Here is a 19,651-nt window from a genome sequence, read left to right as displayed (position 1 = left end):
ACCGGAGGAACCGCCATGCTGCGAGGACCCGCCACCGTCAACTTCTACGCCGACGACCTCGAGGCCGCCAGGAAGTGGTACGCCGAGGTGCTGAACGCCGAGCCGTACTTCGAACGGCCGGGCAACGGCCTGCCCGCCGCCTACTACGAGTTCAGGATCGGCGACTACCAGACCGAACTCGGCATCATCGACCGGCGTTACGCCCCCCAGGGCGCGCCCGCCACCCCCGCGGGCGCGATCATCCACTGGCACGTCGACGACGTGCGGGCCGCGCTGGACCGGCTGCTGTCCCTCGGCGCCACGCCGTACACGCCGCTCACCGAGTACGGCCCCGGCTTCGTCACCGCCGCGGTGGCCGACCCGTTCGGCAACGTGATCGGCGTCATGGAGAACCAGCACTACCTGGAGGTCCTCACCCGGCACCCTGAAAAATGAGGTCGTCCTTCTCCACCACCCACGTGCCCGTCGCCGGGTCGAAGTGCGCCGTCTCGGTCATGAGGAAGTGGGCGGCGAGCCTCTTCCCCGACCAGCCGACGGACGCGACCCCGGCGTCCGGCTGGGTGATCTTGACCGTGTGATGCAGGTTGTCCAGGCCGGTCAGATCGACGGTGCACCGCACGTCGTAGGTGACCACCTGACCCGGTGGGGGCGCGGGCAGGACGACGCTCGCCGAGACCGTCTTCGGGACCGGGAACGCGGTGCCGTCGGACCGCCGGACCAGCTTCCACTCGACCGAGTTGACCTTGGTGCCCACGGTCCAGGAGCCGATGCTCATGGTGAAGACCGGGTCGGTCAACGGCCAGGTCAGCGGCGCGTCGGCGTAGCCGTAGGCGCGCACGGCGGTGGACGGGCCCGGCTGGCCGATGGGGAAGGTCCAGGTGAAGGTAACGCCGGCCGGTCACGCTACCGTCGCAGAGCTGCTGGACGGCGTACACGGTGTCGGGCAGGCCGGAGGCCGAGATGCCCAGCTGCCCCACCGGGACCTCGACCGAACCCGACGTGGCCTCGCGGGCGCCACGCCACCGGCCGTTGACGTAGACCGACACCAGCGCGCCCGGCACGACGTCGTCGACCGGGACCTCCGTGCGCCACGCCTCCAGGGGCCGGTAGCAGCGCAGCACCGTGGTGCCGGAGGTCGCCGCCACCACCCCGCTCAGCTGCCGCCCGGCGGCGGTGAGCCACACCAGCGCGTGCGGGGAGGTGCCGCGGACCTCCACCAGGCTGCCGCACTGGTACAACGGCCCGATCGCGATCTCCGGATCGGTGGCGGAGAAGTCGACATCGACGTAGTCCGACTGAACCAGGGCCCCGCAGTACGAGACCTGCACGTACACCGCCATGCCGGAGCCACGGAGCACACCGGCCGCCGAGGACAGCAGCGGGAACCAGTCGTCGCCGTCATGGGAGGCCGTCCAGGCGCCGAGCTGGACGGTGCCGCTCTCGAAGTCGGTGGCCCAGGCGACGACCTGCGCGCCCCGGCGCAGCCTGGAGACCGTGACGACCGCCGTGTCCTGGCACACGTGCGCGTGGACCTCCGGCTTCTCACCGGGGACGGCCGCGCCCGTGGTGAGGACGCCGGTGCGGCTCTCCGCCGTGCAGCCCGTGAAGAACCGTTGGTACAGCTGCACCGTACGGCCGGCGTACAACCTGTCCACGGCGCAGCGGATCGTGTCCCCCACATAGGGATAGTCCAGGTTCGCGCCGCCGATGGTCACCCGCAGCGAGGCCCCGGGGACCACCCCGGTCACGCCGACCTCCACGTCGCACTCGGCGGGTGGCCGCTGGAACTGCGGCGTGGGCAGCGGTGGGGCCACCGGTGACGCCACCACCGTCGGGCCGGCCGTCACGGGGCCGCCGACCAGGGATTTCGTCACCGGGTCCACGTACTGCTGCCGTATCTCCAGGGTCGAGCCCATGGCGAACGGCCCGGTGCGGCCCTTGTTCAGCAGGACGGAGACCTGCGGCCAGTCGGGCCAATCGCACACCGCCTCCCCGACGATGGTCCCGGCGTACCTGACGACCACGGTCGCCCCCATGGCGACGCCGGTCACCACCAGCCAGTCCATGCAACCGTGCACCAGGCTCACGCAGCGCACCACGCCCAGCGGGTTCGGCGCCGCCAGCACCGGTTCCGGCCGGGACGGCTCCCCGGGACCGCCGTTCATCGTCTGCGTCGCGACGAGCTGCCGCCCCGCCGTCAGGCCGAGCCCGGCCGTGGGGATCATGGTGACGCCGTCGGGGCTCGCGGTCACCGAGGTGACCGGACCGCCGTCGGCGAACAGGGTGACGGTGGTGCCCGCCAGGGCGTTGTCCACCCGCACGTGAGGGCTTATGACGGTCACCGGGCCGATGATCTTCGGGGGCGCGCAGGGCGTGTCCGCGCGCGCCTCGGGGATGCCCGCGAAGGCGCCCGCGGCGGTCCCCGCCGCCGCCACCACGGCGACGTCCCTGCCCAGGCGCAACGCCCCGCGCCGGGTCATCCGCGTCGAAGGAACCTGTCCGCATCCGCACGGGGTCGCGGACCGCTCGTCGGCCATCAGCTCTCCAGAGCGTTCGTCGTCGCCCACAAGGATGAGCTTTGGAAAAGCCCGGAGGAATACCTCCGTCCCTGTTTCACCTCCTTTCATCGCGAGGCCAGGCCGCCGCGGCGTTTGCCCATGGTGAGACGCGTGCCGGTGAACGACACTCGGATCACCCGTTGTACCGGCCGTCACCGCTGGCTACGTTCACCCGGTCGCATCGATCACCGTGATGCCTCTCCCCATCTCCACGGCACGCCCCACCGAACGGCCACGGCCGCCCTCCTCGGCCGTGGGAAGGAGAACCGTGCGACCCTTACGTGTCACCGCGGCGCTGGCCGCCATGCTGAGCGCCACGATGTTGTCCGGAACCGCCCACGCGTCCCCCTCCCCCGACCGGCACAGACCGGACGTCCTGGCCGAGGCGCACACCGCCGGCCGGGTCAAACCCGATCGGGACTCCGTCCGGTACAGCTGGCCCGGCGTCTACTTCGAGGGCCGCTTCCGCGGCACCGGCGTCGGGATCGTCCTCGACGACGCCGAGAACGACTACGACGTCCAGGTGGACGGCGCGACCGTCGCCACGCTGGTGACCCCGGGCCGGACCACGTACTGGGTCAACGGCCTCACCAGGGGCGTGCACGGCGTGCGGCTCGTCAAGCGCACCGAGAGCCCCGGGGCCTCGGGCGCGTTCGGCGGGTTCGTCGCCGCCCGGGGCGGGTCGATCCTCCCGAGGCCCGCCGCGCGGCACCGGCAGATCGAGTTCATCGGCGACTCCTACACCGCCGGCTACGGCAACGTCTCCGACTCACGCGAATGCACCGACGCCCAGCTCGCCCGCGCCACCAACGCGGACCTGAGCTTCGGCGCCCTCACCGCGCGACGACTGAACGCCGACTACCAGCTCAACGCCGTGTCCGGCCGCGGCATGGTGCGCAACTACAACGGCCTCGACCCCCAGGTCAACTACCGTACGTACTACGACAGGGCCCTGCTGAACGTCGACGGCGACGTCTGGCGCAACCCGGGCACCTGGCGTCCGCAGCTGGTCGTGGTCGGCCTCGGCATCAACGACTTCTCCACCGCGATCAACCCGGGCGAGCCGTGGACGCCGGAGTCCCTGACGGCCGCCTACAGCGCCGCCTACCACGCCTTCCTCGACAAGCTCCGCGCGCGGTACGGCCCGCGCACGATCATCGTGGTCGCCGCCACCTACGTGTACAACACCACCGCGCTCGCCGACGCGGCCCAGCGGATCGTCCAGGAGCGCAACGCGCGCGGCGACGACCGGATCCGTTACTGGTACTACGAGGAGACCGGCCTGGACTACCTCGGCTGCCACTACCACCCGTCCTTCCACGACCACCAGATCATCGCCGAACGGCTCGGCGCCTACATCGCGGCGCTTCCCCTGCGCTGGTAGCCCGGCACGACTGTGCGCGCCCCGGGTGGCCGGGGCGCGCGTTCAGGGTTCCTCGGGGTCGGCCGGGACGTGGAGGAGGGCCAGGAGACGGCGGCGGAGGTCGGCGAAACCGGGTACGTCCACGGCGCGGGGACGGCCGAGGTCGATCGCGATCTCCTCGGCGATGCGGCCTCCGTCCAGGATGAGGAGCCGGTCGGCGAGAAGGATCGCCTCCTCCACGTCGTGGGTCACGAGAAGGGCGGCGAAACCGTGTTTGGCGCGGAGCCTGCCGAACAGGGCCTGCATCTTCAGCCTGGTCAGCGCGTCGAGCGCGCCGAACGGTTCGTCCAGCAGGAGCAGGTCCGGCTCGCGGACGAGGGCCCGGGCGAACGCCACGCGCTGGGACTGCCCCCCGGACAGCTCCGACGGCCAGGCGCCGCCCCGGTCGGCCAGCCCCACCTCTTCGAGCGCCGCCGTCGCGCGCTCCCGGGCGTCCCCGCCGCGGACGCCCAGCGCCACGTTGTCCGCCACCCGTTTCCACGGCAGCAGCCGGTGCTCCTGGAACACGACGGCCTTCGACCCGGAGGTCGTGAACTCCCCGGACGCCTCCTCGTCGAGCCCCGCCAGGATCCGCAGCAGCGTGCTCTTCCCCGAACCGCTCTCCCCGAGCAGGGCGACGACCTCGCCCTGCTCGATCCGCAGGTCGACGCCGGAAAGGACCGTCGTGCCGGCGAACACCCGGCGGATCCCCGTGGCGGCTACGACGCTCGCAGGCCGCGACGCCATGACAGCGTCCTCCTCTCGGCGGTGCGCAACGCCAGGTCGGACAGCAGGCCGAGGGACGCGTACACGATCAGGCCCAGCACGACGATCTCCGTCTGGCTGAAGTCGCGGGCCTCCATCATCATGAAGCCGAGGCCGCTCTGCCCGTTGACCTGTTCGCCGACGACGAGGCTGAGCCAGCCAGCGGCGAACGCCAGCCGCAGGCCGAGGAACAGGGACGGCATCGCCCCCGGGAGCACGACGTGCCGTACCCGCTCGAGCTGGCTGAGACCGCAGGTCCGGGCGGCCTCGACCAGCCTCTCATCGATGTCGCGGATGCCGGCGTAGGTGTTGAGATAGATCGGGAAGAACGCGCCCAGCGCCACCAGCGAGACCTTCAGCGACTCCCCGATGCCCACCCAGATGATGAGCAACGGGACGAGTCCGAGATGCGGCAGCATCCGCGCGGCCTGGACCGGCGGGTCCACGAGGTCGTCCCCGGTCCTCAGCAACCCCGCGATCGCGCCGAGGACGAGCCCGAGCGAGCCCCCGATGAGCAACCCGAGGGCGGCCCGCTCCACGGATTCCAGCAGGTGCAGGCCGAGGGATCCGTCCAGGGACAACCGCCAGGCCGCCGCCACGACCTTGCTCGGCGCGGGAAGCTTGTCCTGCGAGAGGACGCCTGCCCGCGCGGCGCCCTCCCATCCGGCGACGAGCACGATCGGAGTGATCAGCCGCCGTGGCCTGAGCTTCACGTCAAGATGTCCGCGAAGCTCGGGTCGATGAGGCCCTTGATGTCGACCTTGCCGGGGATGAGCGCGAGGTCGGCGAACCCGTCCGCGATCTGCTGGAGCTCGTCGCCGATCGTGGCGTCCACCGGCGCGAGCGGCTGGGCGCTGCGGGACAGGGCGCGGCGGGCGACCTCCTCAGGGATCTTCAGCTCCGGGGCGAGCAGCTTGACGCGCTCCTCGGGGTTGGCGATGCCCCAGTCCGTGACCTCGCGGTAGACCTTCAGGTAGTCGCGGACCAGTCCGGGCTTGTTCTTCAGGGCCTCGGGCGACACCAGGAGGTACTCGCGGTTGTTGGCCAGGCCGGTGGCGTCGGCGAGGACCTTCACGCCCGGCTGCTCGGCGAGGGAGAAGTACGGGTCCCAGATGATCCAGGCGTCGACCTGGTCGTTGTCGAACGCGGGACGGGCCTCGGCCGGCTTGAGGTACTGGACCTGGATGTCGGTGATCTTCATGCCGTTGGCCTCGAGCAACTTGACCAGCAACCAGTTGACGTTCGACCCCTTGTTGAGCGCGACCTTCTTGCCCTTGAGGTCCTTGAAGGAGGTGAAGCCCGACTTCTCCTTCACCAGGACGGCCTCGCCCTTCGGCACCGGCTCAGACGTAGCGATGATCTTGAACTTGGTGCCGCCGGCCGCCGCGAAGATCGGCGGGGCCTCGCCCGTCTGCCCGATGTCGATGGCCCCGGCCTTGAGCGCCTCGGTCAACGCCGGACCGCTCTCGAACAGCGACCATGTGGCCTTGGTGGCGAGCCCTCTGGCCTTGAGCAGGCTCTGCCCGCCGAACCGCTGGTAGCCGACGCGCAGTCCCTCCTCGCCGGCCTTCGTCTCACCTCCCCCGCAGGCGACGAGACTTCCGGCAAGGGCGAGCACGCCTAAGAAGGTGACTACGCGGCGCATGGGGGGCTCCTCGGATGGAACACAGCAAACGGCCGCAAGTATGCCTAAATCCCTACCTTTTGTATAGGGTTAGTAGGGATTTAGGTCGCATGGAACGCAGAAAGGCCCCCGTCCCGTGACAGGAGTGGAGACGTGCGGGACCCCGGCTTCTAGCGTTGCTTGAGGTTGAGTGCCTCTTTGCGGACCTCTGCCTGGATGGTCCGCTCGCGCTCCAACCACGCCGGGTTCTCCGCCTTCAGCGCTTCGATCTCAGCGGTGGTGAGCGGTCCGGTGATCCCATTCCTGATCAGGCCGGAGATGGAGACCTTGAGCTTCACGGCGATGACCTGCTTGGGGTGCGGGCCGTTGCGGCGCAGGTCGACGAGCCAGGCGGGTGGCGTCGCCTGCAACTCGTTCAGCTCGTCCCTGGAGACGACACCCGCCTGGAACTCGGCGGGAGTGGCCGAGAGGAGGACACCCAGCTTCTTGGCCGCGGTCGCGGGCTTCATCGTCTGGATGCTCTTCGGTTTGGGCGAGGTCATGGCGTCAAGAGTAGCCAGCCGGAAGCAGTTCCCCTGACATCGCTACCCTGGGGAAGTGACTGAGGGAGAGATCGGCAAGGTGTTCCGGCTGGCGTACGTGCCGGGGGTGACACCCGCGAAGTGGGCCAACGTCTGGACCGAGAGGATCCCCGGCGTACCGATCACCCTGGCCGCCGTCCCCGCCGCCGAGGCGGTGCCCCTCCTGCGGAACGGCGCCGCCGACGCCGCGTTCGTCAGACTCCCGGTCGACCGGGACGGCCTCAGCGTGATCCCTCTCTACGTGGAGACCACGGTGGTCGTGCTGCCCAAGGACCACGCACTGGCCACCACCGACGAGGTGACGATCGCCGACCTCGACGACCACGAGGTGCTCCACCCCCTGGACGACCCCATCGACTGGACGACCCGCCCCGGCCTACCCGCCTTCACCCGGCCGCCCACCACGGCGAACGCGGTCGAGTTGGTAGCGTCCGGCACCGCGATCCTCCTGGTCCCCCAGTCACTGGCCCGCCTCCACCACCGCAAGGACCTGACCTACCGTCCAGTACCGGACGCCCCCCAGTCCCAGGTCGCACTGACCTGGCCCACAGACGCGACCACCGACCTGGTAGAAGATTTCATCGGCATAGTCCGCGGCCGAACACCGAACAGCTCCCGAGGCCGCCCCCCCGCCTCCCCCGCGAAGAACCCCGCCCAACGGCAGCCCCAGAAACCCACCCAGACCTCCAGCCGCCGAACCACGCCGACCACCCGCAAAAGTAAGCGCAACCGTCCTAGATGACCCGCAGCCCGCTCAAGCCGTACCCCAAATCCCGCCAGGATCTGGCGAAAAGCTTCTGAGCAGCAAAAAGGCCCATCAGGATCACGCCTGACGGGCCTTGTCTCTGGGTGGAGCTGAGGGGATTCGAACCCCTGACCCCTTCGATGCGAACGAAGTGCGCTACCGGACTGCGCTACAGCCCCCTAGGACCCGACCAGATTAGCAAACTTTGGGAGTCGTCCGCGCCACCGGGCCGGGGAGGAGGGGTCAGTCGCCCACGGCGCGGCGGTGGCGGTCGGCGTACTGGTCGAAGGGCTCGGCGCGTCTGCGGAACTCCAGGACGTCGGCCTCGGCCTGCTGGGCGGCGAGTTCCTCGGCCTCGCGGTGCTCGCGGGCGCGGCGCTCCTGCTCGGCGTGGGCGCGGGCGGCGGCGGCGCGGCGGTCGCGGTCGGTGGAGACGGCTACGCGCAGCATCATCAGGTAGCCGGCCAGGACCAGCACCGAGGGGGTGAGGGCCCACCAGGGCAGCCAGCCGGTGATGCACGCGACATACGTGCCCGCGTGCAGCAGGACGCTCCACAGCAGCCAGCGGCGGCGGCGGGCCATGACGCGGGCCCTGCGGCGGGACTCGGCGGGGGAGAGCCGCTCGGGAGCGGCGTCGGCGCCGAGGGCTTCCTGCTCCTGTGGCTCTTCGTCCTGTGGCTCCTGGTCCAGCTGCTCCTCGGGCGGCCGTTCCCACGCCTCCCCGGCCTGCGGGGCGGTGGCCTTTGCCCGCTCGTGGCGTGAGCCGATGATCTCGTGACGGAGGACGGCCTCGGCCTTCGGGAGGGTCGCGGAACGGTCTTCCGCGGGGTTCGCGGGGACACCCGTGGCGGGCGCTTGACCGGAGGGGACCGGGAGGTCCATGGTGTCGTCGTCGGGGTGGACGACGATCGGGGAGGACGACATGTCGGTGAGGGTGTCGCCGTCCGGGTAGTCGGCGTACGGCTCGGCGTGCTCGAGGGCATGGCGGTCTCGGCGCAGCCACATGGGCACCAGGACGCACAGCCACATCACCACGATGCCGAGATAGAGGAAGGCACTGCTCATCCGGCCTCCTCGGGGCAGCGTGAACACGCCGTGGGACTGGGTGCCGGCGCGAATGTGTTCACGTGACGCACCGTAGGACCGGGTGTCACTGGTTGACGAGCATTCGGTGCGGTGTGTCGCGAGATCGTCAACCTGTTTATCGCCAAGCGTCGGTCAAAGCTCGCTATGCCACGCTAAGCCATGCCATCGTGCGGCGCCTTCTGGCCGCTCTGCCGCCACTGCGCCAGCAGCCCGCGCGGGACGTCCTCCAGGGTGAGGGCGTAGCAGATGTGGTCGCGCCAGGCGCCGTCGATGTGCAGGTGACGGCGGCGCACGCCCTCCTCGCGGAAGCCGAGTTTCTCGACCACACGGCGGCTCGCGTGGTTCTCCGGGCGGATGTTGGCCTCCAGGCGGTGCAGGCCGACCGTGAAGAAGCAGTGGTCGACGGCCATCGCGAGCGCGGTCGGGATGATGCCGCGTCCGGCGAGGGCACCGCTGACCCAGTAGCCGACCTGGGCCGACCGCGCCGACCCCCACACGATGGCGCCCACGGTGAGCTGCCCGGCGAACGCGCCGCGCCAGGTGACGACCCACGGCAGGGCCAGGCCCTGGCGTGCCTCACGCCGCAGCGTGCCGACCATGGAGATGTAGGGCCCGAGGCCGGTGCGGAACAGCGGCGTCTCGGGGTTGCTCGGCTCCCACGGCCGTAGCCAGTCGGCGTTGCGCAGCCGCGTCTCCCGCCACACGCTCACGTCGCGCAGTCGCAGCGGCCGGAGCCCTACCGGCCCTTCTTCCAGGGTCACCGGCCAGCCGCGTAGTCGATCCACGGGTCAATCATCCCCTGTCGAACCCTATGTTCGCCATGGCGTACCTTATGTCCCCCTTGACACCGCCCACCGAGGAGTGCCAAGCCGATGGCGCAGCGTACCGGGTAACGGCACTCTTGCGGGAGGTGGTCCGGGGATGGCCTGGACAGGTCAGTGATCGCCGCCGTGGATCTGGTCGACGGCGTGCCTGAGCACCGGCGCGAGGACGGCCATGCCGTCGCGCACGCCGCCCGAGGAGCCGGGGAGGTTGACGATGAGGGTGCGGCCCGCCTGCCCGGCGAGCCCCCGGGACAACACGGACGTAGGCACCTTTTCGCGGTTGGCCTGCCTTACGGCCTCCGCGATGCCGGGGATCTCGCGGTCGATCACCCGCCGGGTCATCTCGGGCGTGAGGTCCTGCGGCGTCAGCCCGGTGCCGCCGGTGGTGACGATCACGTCGTACCCGGCCCGCACGCCCTCGCGCAGCGCGTCCTCGACCGGCTCGCCGTCCGGCACCACGCGGGGGCCGTCCACCTCGCAGCCAGCCTCGGCGAGCAGCTCGGCGAGCAGCTGCCCGGACTTGTCGGGATATATCCCGGCGGTGGCGCGGTTGGACGCCGTCACCACCAGCGCCCTCACGGCCGGGTCCAGACGCCGGTCTTGCCGCCCGTCTTCTCCTCGACCCGCACGTCGGTGATCACCGCCGCCGGATCGACCGCCTTGATCATGTCGACCATGGCGAGCGCGGCCACCGTCACGGCGGTCAGCGCCTCCATCTCCACGCCCGTGCGGTCGGCGGTCTTCACCCGCGCGCTGATCAGCACGCCGTAGTCCTCGACGCCGACGTCGACCTTCACGCCGTGCACCGCGATCGGATGGCACAGCGGGATCAGCTCAGGGGTGCGCTTGGCCCCCTGGATGCCCGCGATGCGCGCCACCCCGACGGCGTCGCCCTTCGGCACGTCGCCCGCACGCAGGACCGCCACCGCCTCGGGCGACAGCAGCACGCGGCCGGTCGCGAGGGCCGTCCGGACGCTGACGTCCTTGCCGGACACGTCCACCATGCGGGCCGCGCCGGACTCGTCCAGATGGGTCAGCTCACTCACAGCGGGATCACCTCCACGGCGGCGCCCGCGGGCACCTCGGTGGCGTCCTCGGGCACGACGATCAGGGCGTTGGCGGCGGCCAGCGCGGCGAGCTGGTGGGAACCCTGGCCCCGTACCGGCGCGACGCGGTCGCCGTCCAGCACGCCGCGCAGGTAGGAACGCTTGCCGGACGGCGAGCGCAGCGCCGCGGTCGTGGTGGCGGTAACCATCGGCGGCGGCCCGGCGGGCAGGCCCCGCATCCGGGCGAGCGCCGGGCGGACGTACAGGACGAAGGAGACGTACGACGAGACCGGGTTGCCAGGCAGCGTGAAGATCGGGACCTCCCGCTCGCCGACCACCCCGAAGCCCTGCGGCATGCCCGGCTGCATGGCGACCTTCTCGAAGCGGACCGTGCCGAGCGGGGTCAGCGCCTCCTTTACCGGCTCGTAGGCGCCCATCGAGATGCCGCCGCTGGTGATCACCGCGTCGGCCTCGGGGAGCAGGCCGGTGAGGATCTCCAGGAACAGCGCCGGGTCGTCGCCGACGGCGCTCCTGCGGTACGCCTCGCCGCCCGCCTCGCGCACCGCGGCGACCAGGGTGTAGCTGTTGGACTCCCAGATCTGGCCGGGCCCGAGCGGCAGCCCCGGGTCGACCAGCTCCGCGCCGGTGGACAGCACCAGCACCCGGGGACGCGGGAGGGCCCGCACGGCACGCCGCCCCACCCCGGCCAGGACGCCGAGCTGGGCGGGGCCGATCAGCGTGCCGGAATCCAGCACGACGTCCCCGGCCCGGACGTCCTCGCCCGAGCGGCGGATCGCGTTGCCGGCCTCGGCGGGCCGGTGGATCGCGACGCGCACCGTGCCGCCGTCGGTCCACTCGACCGGCACCACGGCGTCGGCGCCCTCGGGCACCGGCGCGCCGGTCATGATGCGGGTGACCGAACCGGGCTCGATCACGTGCGGCGCGTGCTCCCCGGCGGGAACGTCCGCGACCACCGGCAGCAGGACCGGACGGTCCTCAGTGGCCGTCTCGACGTCCTTGGCGCGCACGGCGTAGCCGTCCATGGCGGAGTTGTCGAACGGCGGCAGCGCGACCGGCGAGGTGACGCTCTCGGCCAGCACCGCGCCGAGGGCCCGGTCGAGGTCGATCTCGACCGGGTCCAGCGGTCGCACCGTGCGCAGGATCTCCGCCAGATGCGCGTCGACCGGCTTCATGACGCGCTGTCGTCCAGGAACTCCCGCAGCCAGGGGATGAAGTCCGGGGCCAGGTCGGGCCGCTCGGAGGCGAACTGCACGACCGTGCGCAGGTAGTCGAGCTTGTTGCCGGTGTCGTAGCGCCGCCCGCGGAACAGCACCCCGTGCACCGGGCCGCCGCCGTCGTTCTCCCGGCCGGCCAGCTCCAGCAGCGCGTCGGTGAGCTGGATCTCGCCGCCCCGGCCGGGCGGGGTGTTCTCCAGCACCTCGAACACCGCGGGGTCGATGACGTACCGCCCGATGACCGCCCAGTTGGACGGCGCCTCGTCCGCCGGCGGCTTCTCGACCAGGCCGGTCACCCGGACCACGTCGTCCTCGGAGGTGGGGGCGATCTCGGCGCAGCCGTACAGGGAGACCTGCTCGCGCGGCACCTCCATCAGCGCGACCACGCTGCCGCCGTAGGTGTCGCGCACCTCGATCATGCGCTGGAGCAGGTGGTCCCGGTGGTCGATCAGGTCGTCGCCGAGCAGGCAGGCGAAGGGGTTGTCCCCGACGTGCTGCTTGGCGCACAGGACCGCGTGGCCGAGGCCCTTGGGCTCGCCCTGGCGTACGTAGTGGAAAGTGGCGATCTCGACGGGTTCGAGCACCTGGGACAGGCGTTCCTCGTCGCCCTTGGCCGCGAGCACTTCCTCAAGCTCGTACGCTCGGTCGAAGTGGTCCTCGATGGAGCGCTTGTTCCGGCCGGTCACCATGAGGAGATCGAGCAGCCCGGCGGCGACCGCCTCCTCGACGACATACTGGATGGCCGGCTTGTCGACGATCGGCAGCATCTCTTTGGGGGTCGCCTTGGTGGCCGGGAGGAACCTCGTGCCGAGCCCCGCGGCGGGGATGACGACCTTGGTCACTGGATCGTAGTCAGCCATGGGATGCACCTTAATGGAGGGCCGAGTGGACAAAGCGGAGCTGCGCCGCAGGATCGTCACCGCACGAGCAGAGGTCGCCGATCCACGCGGCTCCGCGACAGCGATCAGGGAAACGCTACTCGACCAACCTTGGGTGCAGATGGCCGGGTTGGTCGCGGCGTACTGGTCGACGGGCACCGAGCCTGCGACGCACGGGCTGGTCTTCGCCCTGTGGAAGCACGGCGCCACGGTCATCCTGCCCATCCTGCGGCCGGACGACGACCTGGACTGGGCGGTGTACGACGGCCCCGACTCGCTGGCGCCCGGCCCGCGCAAGCTGATGGAGCCGGTCGACACGCCGCGGGGGGTCAACGCCATCCGCACGGCGGCGCTGGTCATCGTGCCCGCGCTCGCCGTGGACCCCGTCACCGGGATGCGGCTCGGGCGGGGCGGGGGGTCGTACGACCGGGCGCTGGCCCGGGTGGGGCCGAACGTGCCGACCGTGGCGCTGCTGCACGAGGGGGAGCTGGTCGGCGTGCCGGCCGAGCCTCACGACCGGCCGGTGTCGATGGCGGCGCTGCCGTCGGGGATCGTGCGCATCCCCGGCGTCACGGCAGGATCGTCAGGTCGTTGAGGCCGCCGCTCCTGTCGAAGTAGTCGGTCAGCTTGTCGTCCCTGATCGCCGCGTAGAACCGTTCACCGGCCTTCTTGTCCAGCCGGACGACGCTCGCGCCACGCACCGTGACCGACCCCAGGTTGGGGAGGGTGGCCGAGTCGACGTCGTCCGGCCTGACGTCCCGCAGCTCCAGCGCCAGGTCACGCAGCGTGCCCAGCGTCACCCCCGAGTCCACGCTCACCGCGCGGGTGAGGGCCTCCAGGAAGTCGTTCAGCTTGAGGGGGTCGGTGAGCAGGTCCCGGCTGATGATCTTGCGGCCCATCGCGCCGATGAACGCCTGCTGGCGGCGGATCCGGTCGAAGTCCCCGCCGGGGAGGTTGTACCGCTGCCGGACGAACAGCAGCGCCTTCTCGCCCTCCAGGTGCACCGTGCCCTGCGGCCAGGTGACCTTGTTCGCCGGGTCGTACACCTCGCGGGCCACGTACACGTCGACGCCGCCGATCGCCTTGGTCATCGTGACGAAGCCCTGGAAGTCCAGGGCGGCGAAGTGGTCGATGCGGACCCTGGTCAGGTCCTCCACCGTGCGGATCAGCAGCTTGGGCCCGCCGAAGGAGTACGCGGCGTTGATCTTGTTGTTTCCGTGGCCGGGGATGCGGACATAAGAGTCGCGGGGGATGCCGATGAGGGTGAGCCGAGCCCGGTCCGCCGGGACATGCACGATCATGATGGTGTCGGCCCGCTGGTTGCCCGCCTCGCCCGGCCGCTTGTCCGAGCCGATGAGCAGCCAGTTCTGCGCCTCACCGACCGTCTTGACCGGACGGCCCGCCTCCTCGGGGAACGCTTCCGGGATGCGCTCGATGTTGCCGTTCAGCGCGAACTGACGCTCCATCAGCACCGCGAACCCTGCCGCGACCACCATCGCCACGCCGAGCGCGGTCACGATGAGTAACCGTCGCAGCAGACGGGGACGTTTCCTCGGCTCCGTCCGGACGATCTTCTCCTCGCCGGCGTCCCCCGTGTTTTCAGCGACCGGGGAAGTCTCGTCCGTCACGTGATGACCCGTCTTGATGATGTAACGCGTGTGTCGCGTGTGACGGTAGCTGAAAGTAGTTCATCGTGGTAGGGGGCTATACGAATACGACAGAATGGCCCGAAAACGCGAGATCGGAGGCCGGTGGATCTGGACATCTGGCTGCTGCTCGCGTCCGTCGTCGTCATCGTCGCCATCGCCTCGGTACGGGTCGCGCACCGCACGGGACTGCCCAGCCTGCTGATCTACCTCGGTCTCGGGCTGCTGCTCGGTGAGGCGGGCCTCGGCATCCAGTTCGAGAATGCCCAGCTCGCGCAGCAGATCGGGCTGATCGCGCTCGCCGTCATCCTCGCCGAGGGCGGCCTGACCACCAACTGGCAGCACGTACAGCGGGCCGTGCCCACGGCGCTGGTGCTCGCCACGCTCGGCGTCGTCGTCAGCATCCTCGCGCTGGCCGGGGCCGTGCACTGGCTGCTGGACATGAACTGGCGCTCCTCGCTGCTGCTCGGCGCCATCCTGGCCTCCACCGACGCCGCCGCGGTGTTCTCCGTGCTGCGCCGCCTGCCGCTGCCGCCGCGGCTCGCCGGGATCCTCGAAGCCGAGTCAGGCTTCAACGACGCACCCACCGTGATCGTCGTCATGATGCTGAGCACCACCGCGACCACGCTGCCCAGCGCCGGGCACGTCCTGCTCGACGCCGTGATCGAGCTCACCGTCGGCACCGCCGTGGGCCTGGTCGTCGGGCCGCTCGGCGCGTACGCGCTGCGCCGCGTGGCGCTGCCCGCGTCCGGCCTGTATCCCATCGCCGTGCTCGCGCTGGCCCTGGTCACCTACAGCGGGGCGGCGCTGCTGCACGGCAGCGGGTTCCTCGCGGTGTACCTCTCGACCCTGGTGCTCGGCAACGCCAGGCTGCCGCACCGCATCGCCACCCGCGGCTTCGCCGAAGGCGCCGCCTGGCTCGCCCAGATCGGGCTGTTCGTCATGCTCGGCCTGCTCGCCAGCCCGTACGAACTGCCGTCCACCATCGGCCCCGGCCTGGTCGGCGGCCTGACGCTGGTGCTGCTCGCCCGGCCGCTGTCGGTGATGGCGTCCGCGCTGGTGGTACGGCTGTCGCGCATCGACGTCCTGAGCACCCGCGAGCAGATCTTCCTGTCCTGGGCCGGGCTGCGCGGCGCGGTGCCCATCGTGCTGGCCACCATCCCGTGGGCCGCCGGGGTGCCCGGGGCCAAAGGGATCTTCAACGAGGTCTTCGTCATCGTGATCGTCTTCACGATGGTGCAGGGCCCGTCACTGCCGTACCTCGCCCGCCTGCTCGGCATCACCGCACCCGACGAGGCCCGCGAGCTGGACGTCGAGTCCGCGCCCCTGGAGGAGCTCAACGCCGACCTCCTCCAGGTCACCATCCCGCCTGGCTCCGGGCTGCACGGCGTGGAGATCTTCGAGCTACGACTGCCGTCCGACGCCGCGGTGACCATGATCGTCCGGGACAACCACTCGTTCGTCCCCGAACCCAGCACCCGGCTGCGCACCGGGGACCAGCTGCTGCTCGTCACCATCGCCCAGCACCGGCTGACCGTGGAACGGCGCCTGCGGGCCATCAGCCGCCGAGGCAAGCTGGCAGGCTGGTTCGGGGAACGCGGCGACTGACCGGTGATCGCGACCTTCCGGCGCCACCGTCGCCTCCCGGGTAGACCGAACCCCCCTCGCGTCCCTGCCCGCCGCACGCCTCTGGCCGCGCTCCCCTCCGGCTCGCCCGGCACCCTTAGACCACCCCTTCCCACCGCCGGGCACCCCGGCCCGACCAGCCGTTTCACTCCCTACCGGCGTCTGCGGGACCGGGACTAGAAACGCCCTGGGTGGCGTTTACCCTAATCGGCTGCGTACCATTAGCAGTCGCACAGGTAGAGTGCCAAACTACGCTGAGCCATATAAGGAGGAGTGCGTGCCTACCTACCAGTACGCCTGCACCGAATGCGGTGAGGGCCTCGAGGTCGTCCAGCGCTTCACCGACGACGCGCTGACCACCTGCCCCCAGTGCCAGGGCCAGCTCCGCAAGGTCTTCTCCGCCGTAGGCATCGTCTTCAAGGGCTCCGGTTTCTACCGAACCGACAACCGTTCGGGCTCCTCCACCGCGCCGAGCACCACCGCCCCCGCCACCAGCACCACCACGAGCGACTCCACCCCCAAGAAGGAACCGGCCTCCACCGCCTCTTCCTCCTCCTCCAGCACCACCACAAGCAGCTCCGCCGCCTAGAACCCATGGTTGTACGGCCCCCGGCCGTACAACCATCCCCGGCTAACGGGCCCCGACCGCACGCGCTCCACTCACGCGCCCCCCCACCACGCTCCGCACGCCACCCCCCCGGCTAACGGGCCCCGGCCACACGCGCTCCACTCACGCGCCCCCCCACCGCGCTCCGCACGCCACCCCCCCGGCTAACGGGCCCCGGCCACACGCGCTCCACTCACGCGCCCCCGCACCACGCTCCGCACGCCCACGTGCCACAGCCCTCCCCCACCCGCAGCACCCAAGCAGGCGCCGACGCGGCGGGACGCAGGACGGCGAATCCGGCGCCCCCATACGGCGGCCGACCGAGACAGCGCACCAGGGTTATCCACAGGACCAACCTCACCCCTCACCCCACCCCCTCCAGCGCGCTAATCTCTCGCCCATGGTCATGACAGCGGACATCGGCGTCATCGGCGGCTCCGGCTTCTACTCCCTCCTCGAAGACGCCAAAGAGATCGAGGTAGACACCCCTTACGGCCCCCCCAGCGACGTGATCACGGTAGGCCAGATCGGCGAACGCTCAGTGGCCTTCGTCCCACGCCACGGCCGTGACCACCGCTACCCACCCCACCGCATCCCCTACCGCGCCAACCTCTGGGCCCTACGCTCCCTAGGTGTTCGCCAGGTGGTCGCCCCCAGCGCAGTGGGTTCCCTCCGCGCCGACTACGGCCCAGGCACCCTGGTAATCCCCGACCAACTGATCGACCGCACCTCAGGCAGAGACCAGACCTACTACGAGGCAGGCGGCGCCGTCCACGTCCCCTTCGCCGACCCGTACTGCCCCCGAGGCCGCACCCTCGCCTACGAAAAGGCGCAAGCAGAAGGCTGGCCGGCCATAGACGGCGGCACCCTGGTGATCATCGAAGGCCCCCGCTTCTCCACCCGAGCCGAATCCAAGTGGTTCAGCTCCAACGGCTGGTCCATCATCGGCATGACCGGCCACCCCGAAGCCGTCCTGGCCCGCGAGCTGGCCCTCTGCTACACCCCCCTGGCCCTGGTCACCGACCACGACGCCGGCGTGGAGACCGGCGAGGGCGTCACTCAGGAAGAGGTCCTCAGCTTCTTCGCCGCCAACAGCGAACGCATGCGCACCCTCGTAGGCACCGTCGTAGCCGAGCTGTCCCTCGACCGCACCTGCCCCTGCCCCGAAGCCCTGACAGGCATCCCCCTCCCCTTCGACCTCCCCTGACCGGCCCCGACACCCGGAAAGGCCATCCCAGGAGCCAGCGATGCGGCAAACAGCACCCCCCCTCCGGCTGATCAACCGTCATCGCCGGCTCCTGGCCGTCCTCCTGGCCGCCACCGCCACCTGGTGCGTCACCCTCGCCGTACACCCGCCCCCCACCACCGCAATCCTCGCCGCCGCCCACGACCTCAAGAGCGGCCCCCTGACCGCCACCGACCTGACCGTGATCCACCTCCCCGATCACGCGGTCCCCGACGGCGCCCTACGCCCAGGCACCCCCCTCACCGGCCGCGTCCTGGCCGCCCCCCTCCGCCGCGGCGAGCCCCTGACCGACCTCCGCCTCCTCGGCCCCACCCTCGTCGACACCTACGGCCCAGGCATGCGAGCCACCCCCGTCCGCCTCCACGACCCAGGCGCAGCCACCCTCGTCCACCCCGGCGACGTGATAGACGTGATCGGCACCACAACCCAATGGGAGGACACCCCCACCCCACCGACTCCCACCGTCATCCCGTCACTGACCGTGATCGCCCTACCGGCACCAAACCCCGATCAACCGACCGACAGCGGCCCTCTGATCGTCCTGGCCACCACCCCCGACCAGGCAACCCGCCTGGCCCACGCCGCCACGACAGCCCGCCTGTCGATCGCCCTCCACGGCAGAACCCCCTGACCGAAACCAGTCGCTAGAGCAGCGACCCGATCTTCGGGTCATACTCCCAATGCCACGGCTCGAACGGACTGCTGTACGCCCAATCCGGATGTATCCACCCGAACTGCTTCCCGTTCGTCTCAAGCCAGTTGAACTGCGCCGACCTGAAAACATCCACACCACCGCACAGATCCACCGCCAACCCCAGCCCGTGATTACTCCGCCCCGGCACCGCCGCGAACCCCGGCCGCCGGTAGAACACCGCCTGCTGATCCCCCAGACTCCGATAGCTGTCCGTGACACACATCGGCTTCCCGAACCGCTTCCGGTACGCCTCGTTGAGCGCCACGAACGCGATCGCCGCGTCCGCCCGCAGCTCCTGCCCCCGCTGCTGCAACGGACACAACACGTTCACCGGCAACAACCCATTGGGGAAGTTGTCCGCCGCCCGCACCTGAGTCGGATCACAGGCCGCCCCCGTACGCCCCCCCGAGTTGACCTTCACCCCAAGCTTCACCAACGTCCGCGTCAACGTCTTGACCACAGTCGCCGACCGCTTCCGCAGCGTGTCGATCTCCATGTTGAGCTGCGCCTCGACCAGCAGCTTGTTGGCCCGCAGATCCTGAGCCTGCCCCGCCAGCTTCTGCTGCTCCTGATACAACCGCCCCGCGTCGGCGAGCACCTCATCCCGCCCCGACACCAGATAGGTCATATCACTCAAGGCCTGCAGACTGCCCTCCTCCTGCCCCGAGAAGAGCGGCGCGAGATCCCCACCCGACGGCGCCTGATACAACGACTGCACAAGATCAGACAACGGCTTCCGCACCTTGGACAACTCAACGTTGGCCTTCTGCAGCTCCGCCAGCTTGCCCTTCAGCTCCTTGTCAGCCTTGGTCAACGTCCCCTGCCGCTGCTCCAACGCCTTGGTAGCCTCCGCCAACTCCTTCGACGACCGCTCAGCCTCCCGCCGAAGCTCCGTCAAATCCCCCGGCCCCCGCCGAGGCTTAACCCCCTCAACCGCCCCCGCCTGCGCCATCCCCGACCCAGTCACGACAAACAGCGAAACAACCGCCATCACCACCGCAACAAGGCCCACCGACCGAGGAGCTGGCACGCTCAAGCCTCCATTTTGCGACTGATTGACCCGCGCCCGCCCCGCACGTTACTACAGC

21 protein-coding genes and 1 tRNA gene are annotated in these 19,651 nt (G+C 70.4%); 8 read left to right on the top strand and 14 right to left on the bottom strand.

Annotated elements, in window-relative coordinates; genetic code table 11:
* The first annotated feature begins 15 nt into the window (after positions 1–15).
* On the top strand, positions 16–435 hold the full coding sequence (locus ACFP1K_RS35200; protein WP_380761674.1) for a VOC family protein: 420 nt from the start codon (positions 16–18) through the stop codon (positions 433–435).
* On the opposite strand, the gene ACFP1K_RS35195 is transcribed toward ACFP1K_RS35200, so the two are convergent.
* The gene (locus tag ACFP1K_RS35195; RefSeq protein ID WP_380761672.1) at positions 399–2,480 is read right to left on the bottom strand and encodes a hypothetical protein; all 2,082 of its coding nucleotides are present in this window, start codon (positions 2,478–2,480) and stop codon (positions 399–401) included. The genes ACFP1K_RS35200 and ACFP1K_RS35195 overlap by 37 nt on opposite strands.
* A gap of 346 nt (positions 2,481–2,826) precedes the next feature.
* Between ACFP1K_RS35195 and ACFP1K_RS35190 the strand changes: the two genes are divergently transcribed.
* Entirely contained in the window at positions 2,827–3,942 is a 1,116-nt protein-coding gene (locus ACFP1K_RS35190) for an SGNH/GDSL hydrolase family protein (RefSeq protein WP_380761670.1), read from the top strand.
* Between the two features lie 42 nt (positions 3,943–3,984).
* Here ACFP1K_RS35190 and ACFP1K_RS35185 read toward each other — a convergent pair whose 3' ends face one another.
* The 4 genes from ACFP1K_RS35185 to ACFP1K_RS35170 all read right to left on the bottom strand — a co-directional run bounded on the left by ACFP1K_RS35185 (position 3,985) and on the right by ACFP1K_RS35170 (position 6,891).
* Positions 3,985–4,707 carry an ABC transporter ATP-binding protein gene (locus ACFP1K_RS35185; protein ID WP_380761668.1) on the bottom strand — a complete coding sequence of 241 codons (723 nt, stop codon included), beginning with the start codon at positions 4,705–4,707 and terminating at the stop codon, positions 3,985–3,987.
* Complete coding sequence (locus ACFP1K_RS35180) at positions 4,680–5,438, bottom strand: ABC transporter permease (RefSeq protein WP_380761666.1); 759 nt, start codon at positions 5,436–5,438, stop codon at positions 4,680–4,682. The genes ACFP1K_RS35185 and ACFP1K_RS35180 overlap by 28 nt, the downstream gene beginning before the upstream one ends.
* On the bottom strand, positions 5,435–6,370 hold the full coding sequence (locus tag ACFP1K_RS35175; protein WP_380761664.1) for an aliphatic sulfonate ABC transporter substrate-binding protein: 936 nt from the start codon (positions 6,368–6,370) through the stop codon (positions 5,435–5,437). The genes ACFP1K_RS35180 and ACFP1K_RS35175 overlap by 4 nt, the downstream gene beginning before the upstream one ends.
* Positions 6,371–6,519: 149 nt before the next feature.
* The gene (locus tag ACFP1K_RS35170; protein ID WP_380761662.1) at positions 6,520–6,891 is read right to left on the bottom strand and encodes a DUF5997 family protein; all 372 of its coding nucleotides are present in this window, start codon (positions 6,889–6,891) and stop codon (positions 6,520–6,522) included.
* A gap of 55 nt (positions 6,892–6,946) precedes the next feature.
* On the opposite strand from ACFP1K_RS35170, the gene ACFP1K_RS35165 reads away from it, so the two are divergent.
* Positions 6,947–7,672 (top strand): LysR family substrate-binding domain-containing protein, encoded by a 726-nt coding sequence (locus tag ACFP1K_RS35165; RefSeq protein WP_380761660.1) that lies wholly within the window; start codon positions 6,947–6,949, stop codon positions 7,670–7,672.
* A gap of 108 nt (positions 7,673–7,780) precedes the next feature.
* On the opposite strand, the gene ACFP1K_RS35160 is transcribed toward ACFP1K_RS35165, so the two are convergent.
* The 7 genes from ACFP1K_RS35160 to galU all read right to left on the bottom strand — a co-directional run bounded on the left by ACFP1K_RS35160 (position 7,781) and on the right by galU (position 12,726).
* Positions 7,781–7,854, bottom strand: a tRNA-Ala gene (locus tag ACFP1K_RS35160).
* 64 nt (positions 7,855–7,918) lie between these two features.
* Entirely contained in the window at positions 7,919–8,740 is an 822-nt protein-coding gene (locus tag ACFP1K_RS35155) for a hypothetical protein (RefSeq protein ID WP_380761658.1), read from the bottom strand.
* A 173-nt stretch (positions 8,741–8,913) separates the two neighbouring features.
* A complete protein-coding gene (locus tag ACFP1K_RS35150) occupies positions 8,914–9,546 on the bottom strand; it encodes a GNAT family N-acetyltransferase (RefSeq protein WP_380761656.1) in 633 nt (210 codons plus the stop codon).
* 150 nt (positions 9,547–9,696) lie between these two features.
* Complete coding sequence (locus ACFP1K_RS35145; RefSeq protein WP_380761654.1) at positions 9,697–10,164, bottom strand: MogA/MoaB family molybdenum cofactor biosynthesis protein; 468 nt, start codon at positions 10,162–10,164, stop codon at positions 9,697–9,699.
* The gene (moaC, locus tag ACFP1K_RS35140) at positions 10,161–10,631 is read right to left on the bottom strand and encodes a cyclic pyranopterin monophosphate synthase MoaC (RefSeq protein ID WP_380761652.1); all 471 of its coding nucleotides are present in this window, start codon (positions 10,629–10,631) and stop codon (positions 10,161–10,163) included. Before moaC ends, ACFP1K_RS35145 begins: the two co-directional genes overlap by 4 nt.
* On the bottom strand, positions 10,628–11,824 hold the full coding sequence (glp, locus tag ACFP1K_RS35135; RefSeq protein WP_380761650.1) for a molybdotransferase-like divisome protein Glp: 1,197 nt from the start codon (positions 11,822–11,824) through the stop codon (positions 10,628–10,630). Before glp ends, moaC begins: the two co-directional genes overlap by 4 nt.
* A complete protein-coding gene (gene galU, locus ACFP1K_RS35130) occupies positions 11,821–12,726 on the bottom strand; it encodes a UTP--glucose-1-phosphate uridylyltransferase GalU (RefSeq protein WP_380761648.1) in 906 nt (301 codons plus the stop codon). The genes glp and galU overlap by 4 nt, the downstream gene beginning before the upstream one ends.
* A 25-nt stretch (positions 12,727–12,751) precedes the next feature.
* On the opposite strand from galU, the gene ACFP1K_RS35125 reads away from it, so the two are divergent.
* Entirely contained in the window at positions 12,752–13,339 is a 588-nt protein-coding gene (locus tag ACFP1K_RS35125; RefSeq protein WP_380761646.1) for a 5-formyltetrahydrofolate cyclo-ligase, read from the top strand.
* Here ACFP1K_RS35125 and ACFP1K_RS35120 read toward each other — a convergent pair.
* Positions 13,314–14,261, bottom strand: a complete 948-nt coding sequence (locus tag ACFP1K_RS35120; RefSeq protein WP_380761644.1) for an LCP family protein — start codon at positions 14,259–14,261, stop codon at positions 13,314–13,316. The genes ACFP1K_RS35125 and ACFP1K_RS35120 overlap by 26 nt on opposite strands.
* A gap of 234 nt (positions 14,262–14,495) precedes the next feature.
* Between ACFP1K_RS35120 and ACFP1K_RS35115 the strand changes: the two genes are divergently transcribed.
* From ACFP1K_RS35115 to cpaB, 4 genes are all read left to right on the top strand, one after another.
* A complete protein-coding gene (locus tag ACFP1K_RS35115; protein WP_380761642.1) occupies positions 14,496–15,998 on the top strand; it encodes a potassium/proton antiporter in 1,503 nt (500 codons plus the stop codon).
* Between the two features lie 295 nt (positions 15,999–16,293).
* Entirely contained in the window at positions 16,294–16,605 is a 312-nt protein-coding gene (locus ACFP1K_RS35110; RefSeq protein ID WP_380761640.1) for an FmdB family zinc ribbon protein, read from the top strand.
* A 418-nt stretch (positions 16,606–17,023) separates the two neighbouring features.
* Positions 17,024–17,830, top strand: a complete 807-nt coding sequence (locus tag ACFP1K_RS35105; protein WP_380761638.1) for an S-methyl-5'-thioadenosine phosphorylase — start codon at positions 17,024–17,026, stop codon at positions 17,828–17,830.
* A gap of 40 nt (positions 17,831–17,870) precedes the next feature.
* Positions 17,871–18,500, top strand: coding sequence for a Flp pilus assembly protein CpaB (gene cpaB / locus ACFP1K_RS35100; RefSeq protein WP_380761636.1), 630 nt, complete (start codon positions 17,871–17,873; stop codon positions 18,498–18,500).
* 13 nt (positions 18,501–18,513) lie between these two features.
* Here cpaB and ACFP1K_RS35095 read toward each other — a convergent pair whose 3' ends face one another.
* Entirely contained in the window at positions 18,514–19,593 is a 1,080-nt protein-coding gene (locus tag ACFP1K_RS35095) for a D-alanyl-D-alanine carboxypeptidase family protein (protein ID WP_380761698.1), read from the bottom strand.
* Positions 19,594–19,651: the final 58 nt, after the last annotated feature.

Origin of the sequence: Sphaerisporangium aureirubrum (assembly GCF_042658925.1) — a bacterium.
GTDB lineage: Bacteria > Actinomycetota > Actinomycetes > Streptosporangiales > Streptosporangiaceae > Sphaerisporangium > Sphaerisporangium aureirubrum.
The sequence above is the reverse complement of the archived record's forward strand: the minus strand, read 5'-3'. Positions and strand labels throughout refer to the sequence as shown.

Coding starts and splice junctions, on each gene's coding strand:
- ACFP1K_RS35200 (WP_380761674.1), top strand. CDS start 16: ATGCTGCGAGGACCCGCCACCGTCAACTTCTACGCCGACGACCTCGAG.
- ACFP1K_RS35195 (WP_380761672.1), bottom strand. CDS start 2,480: ATGACCCGGCGCGGGGCGTTGCGCCTGGGCAGGGACGTCGCCGTGGTG.
- ACFP1K_RS35185 (WP_380761668.1), bottom strand. CDS start 4,707: ATGGCGTCGCGGCCTGCGAGCGTCGTAGCCGCCACGGGGATCCGCCGG.
- ACFP1K_RS35175 (WP_380761664.1), bottom strand. CDS start 6,370: ATGCGCCGCGTAGTCACCTTCTTAGGCGTGCTCGCCCTTGCCGGAAGT.
- ACFP1K_RS35170 (WP_380761662.1), bottom strand. CDS start 6,891: ATGACCTCGCCCAAACCGAAGAGCATCCAGACGATGAAGCCCGCGACC.
- ACFP1K_RS35155 (WP_380761658.1), bottom strand. CDS start 8,740: ATGAGCAGTGCCTTCCTCTATCTCGGCATCGTGGTGATGTGGCTGTGC.
- glp (WP_380761650.1), bottom strand. CDS start 11,824: ATGAAGCCGGTCGACGCGCATCTGGCGGAGATCCTGCGCACGGTGCGA.
- galU (WP_380761648.1), bottom strand. CDS start 12,726: ATGGCTGACTACGATCCAGTGACCAAGGTCGTCATCCCCGCCGCGGGG.
- ACFP1K_RS35105 (WP_380761638.1), top strand. CDS start 17,024: ATGGTCATGACAGCGGACATCGGCGTCATCGGCGGCTCCGGCTTCTAC.
- cpaB (WP_380761636.1), top strand. CDS start 17,871: ATGCGGCAAACAGCACCCCCCCTCCGGCTGATCAACCGTCATCGCCGG.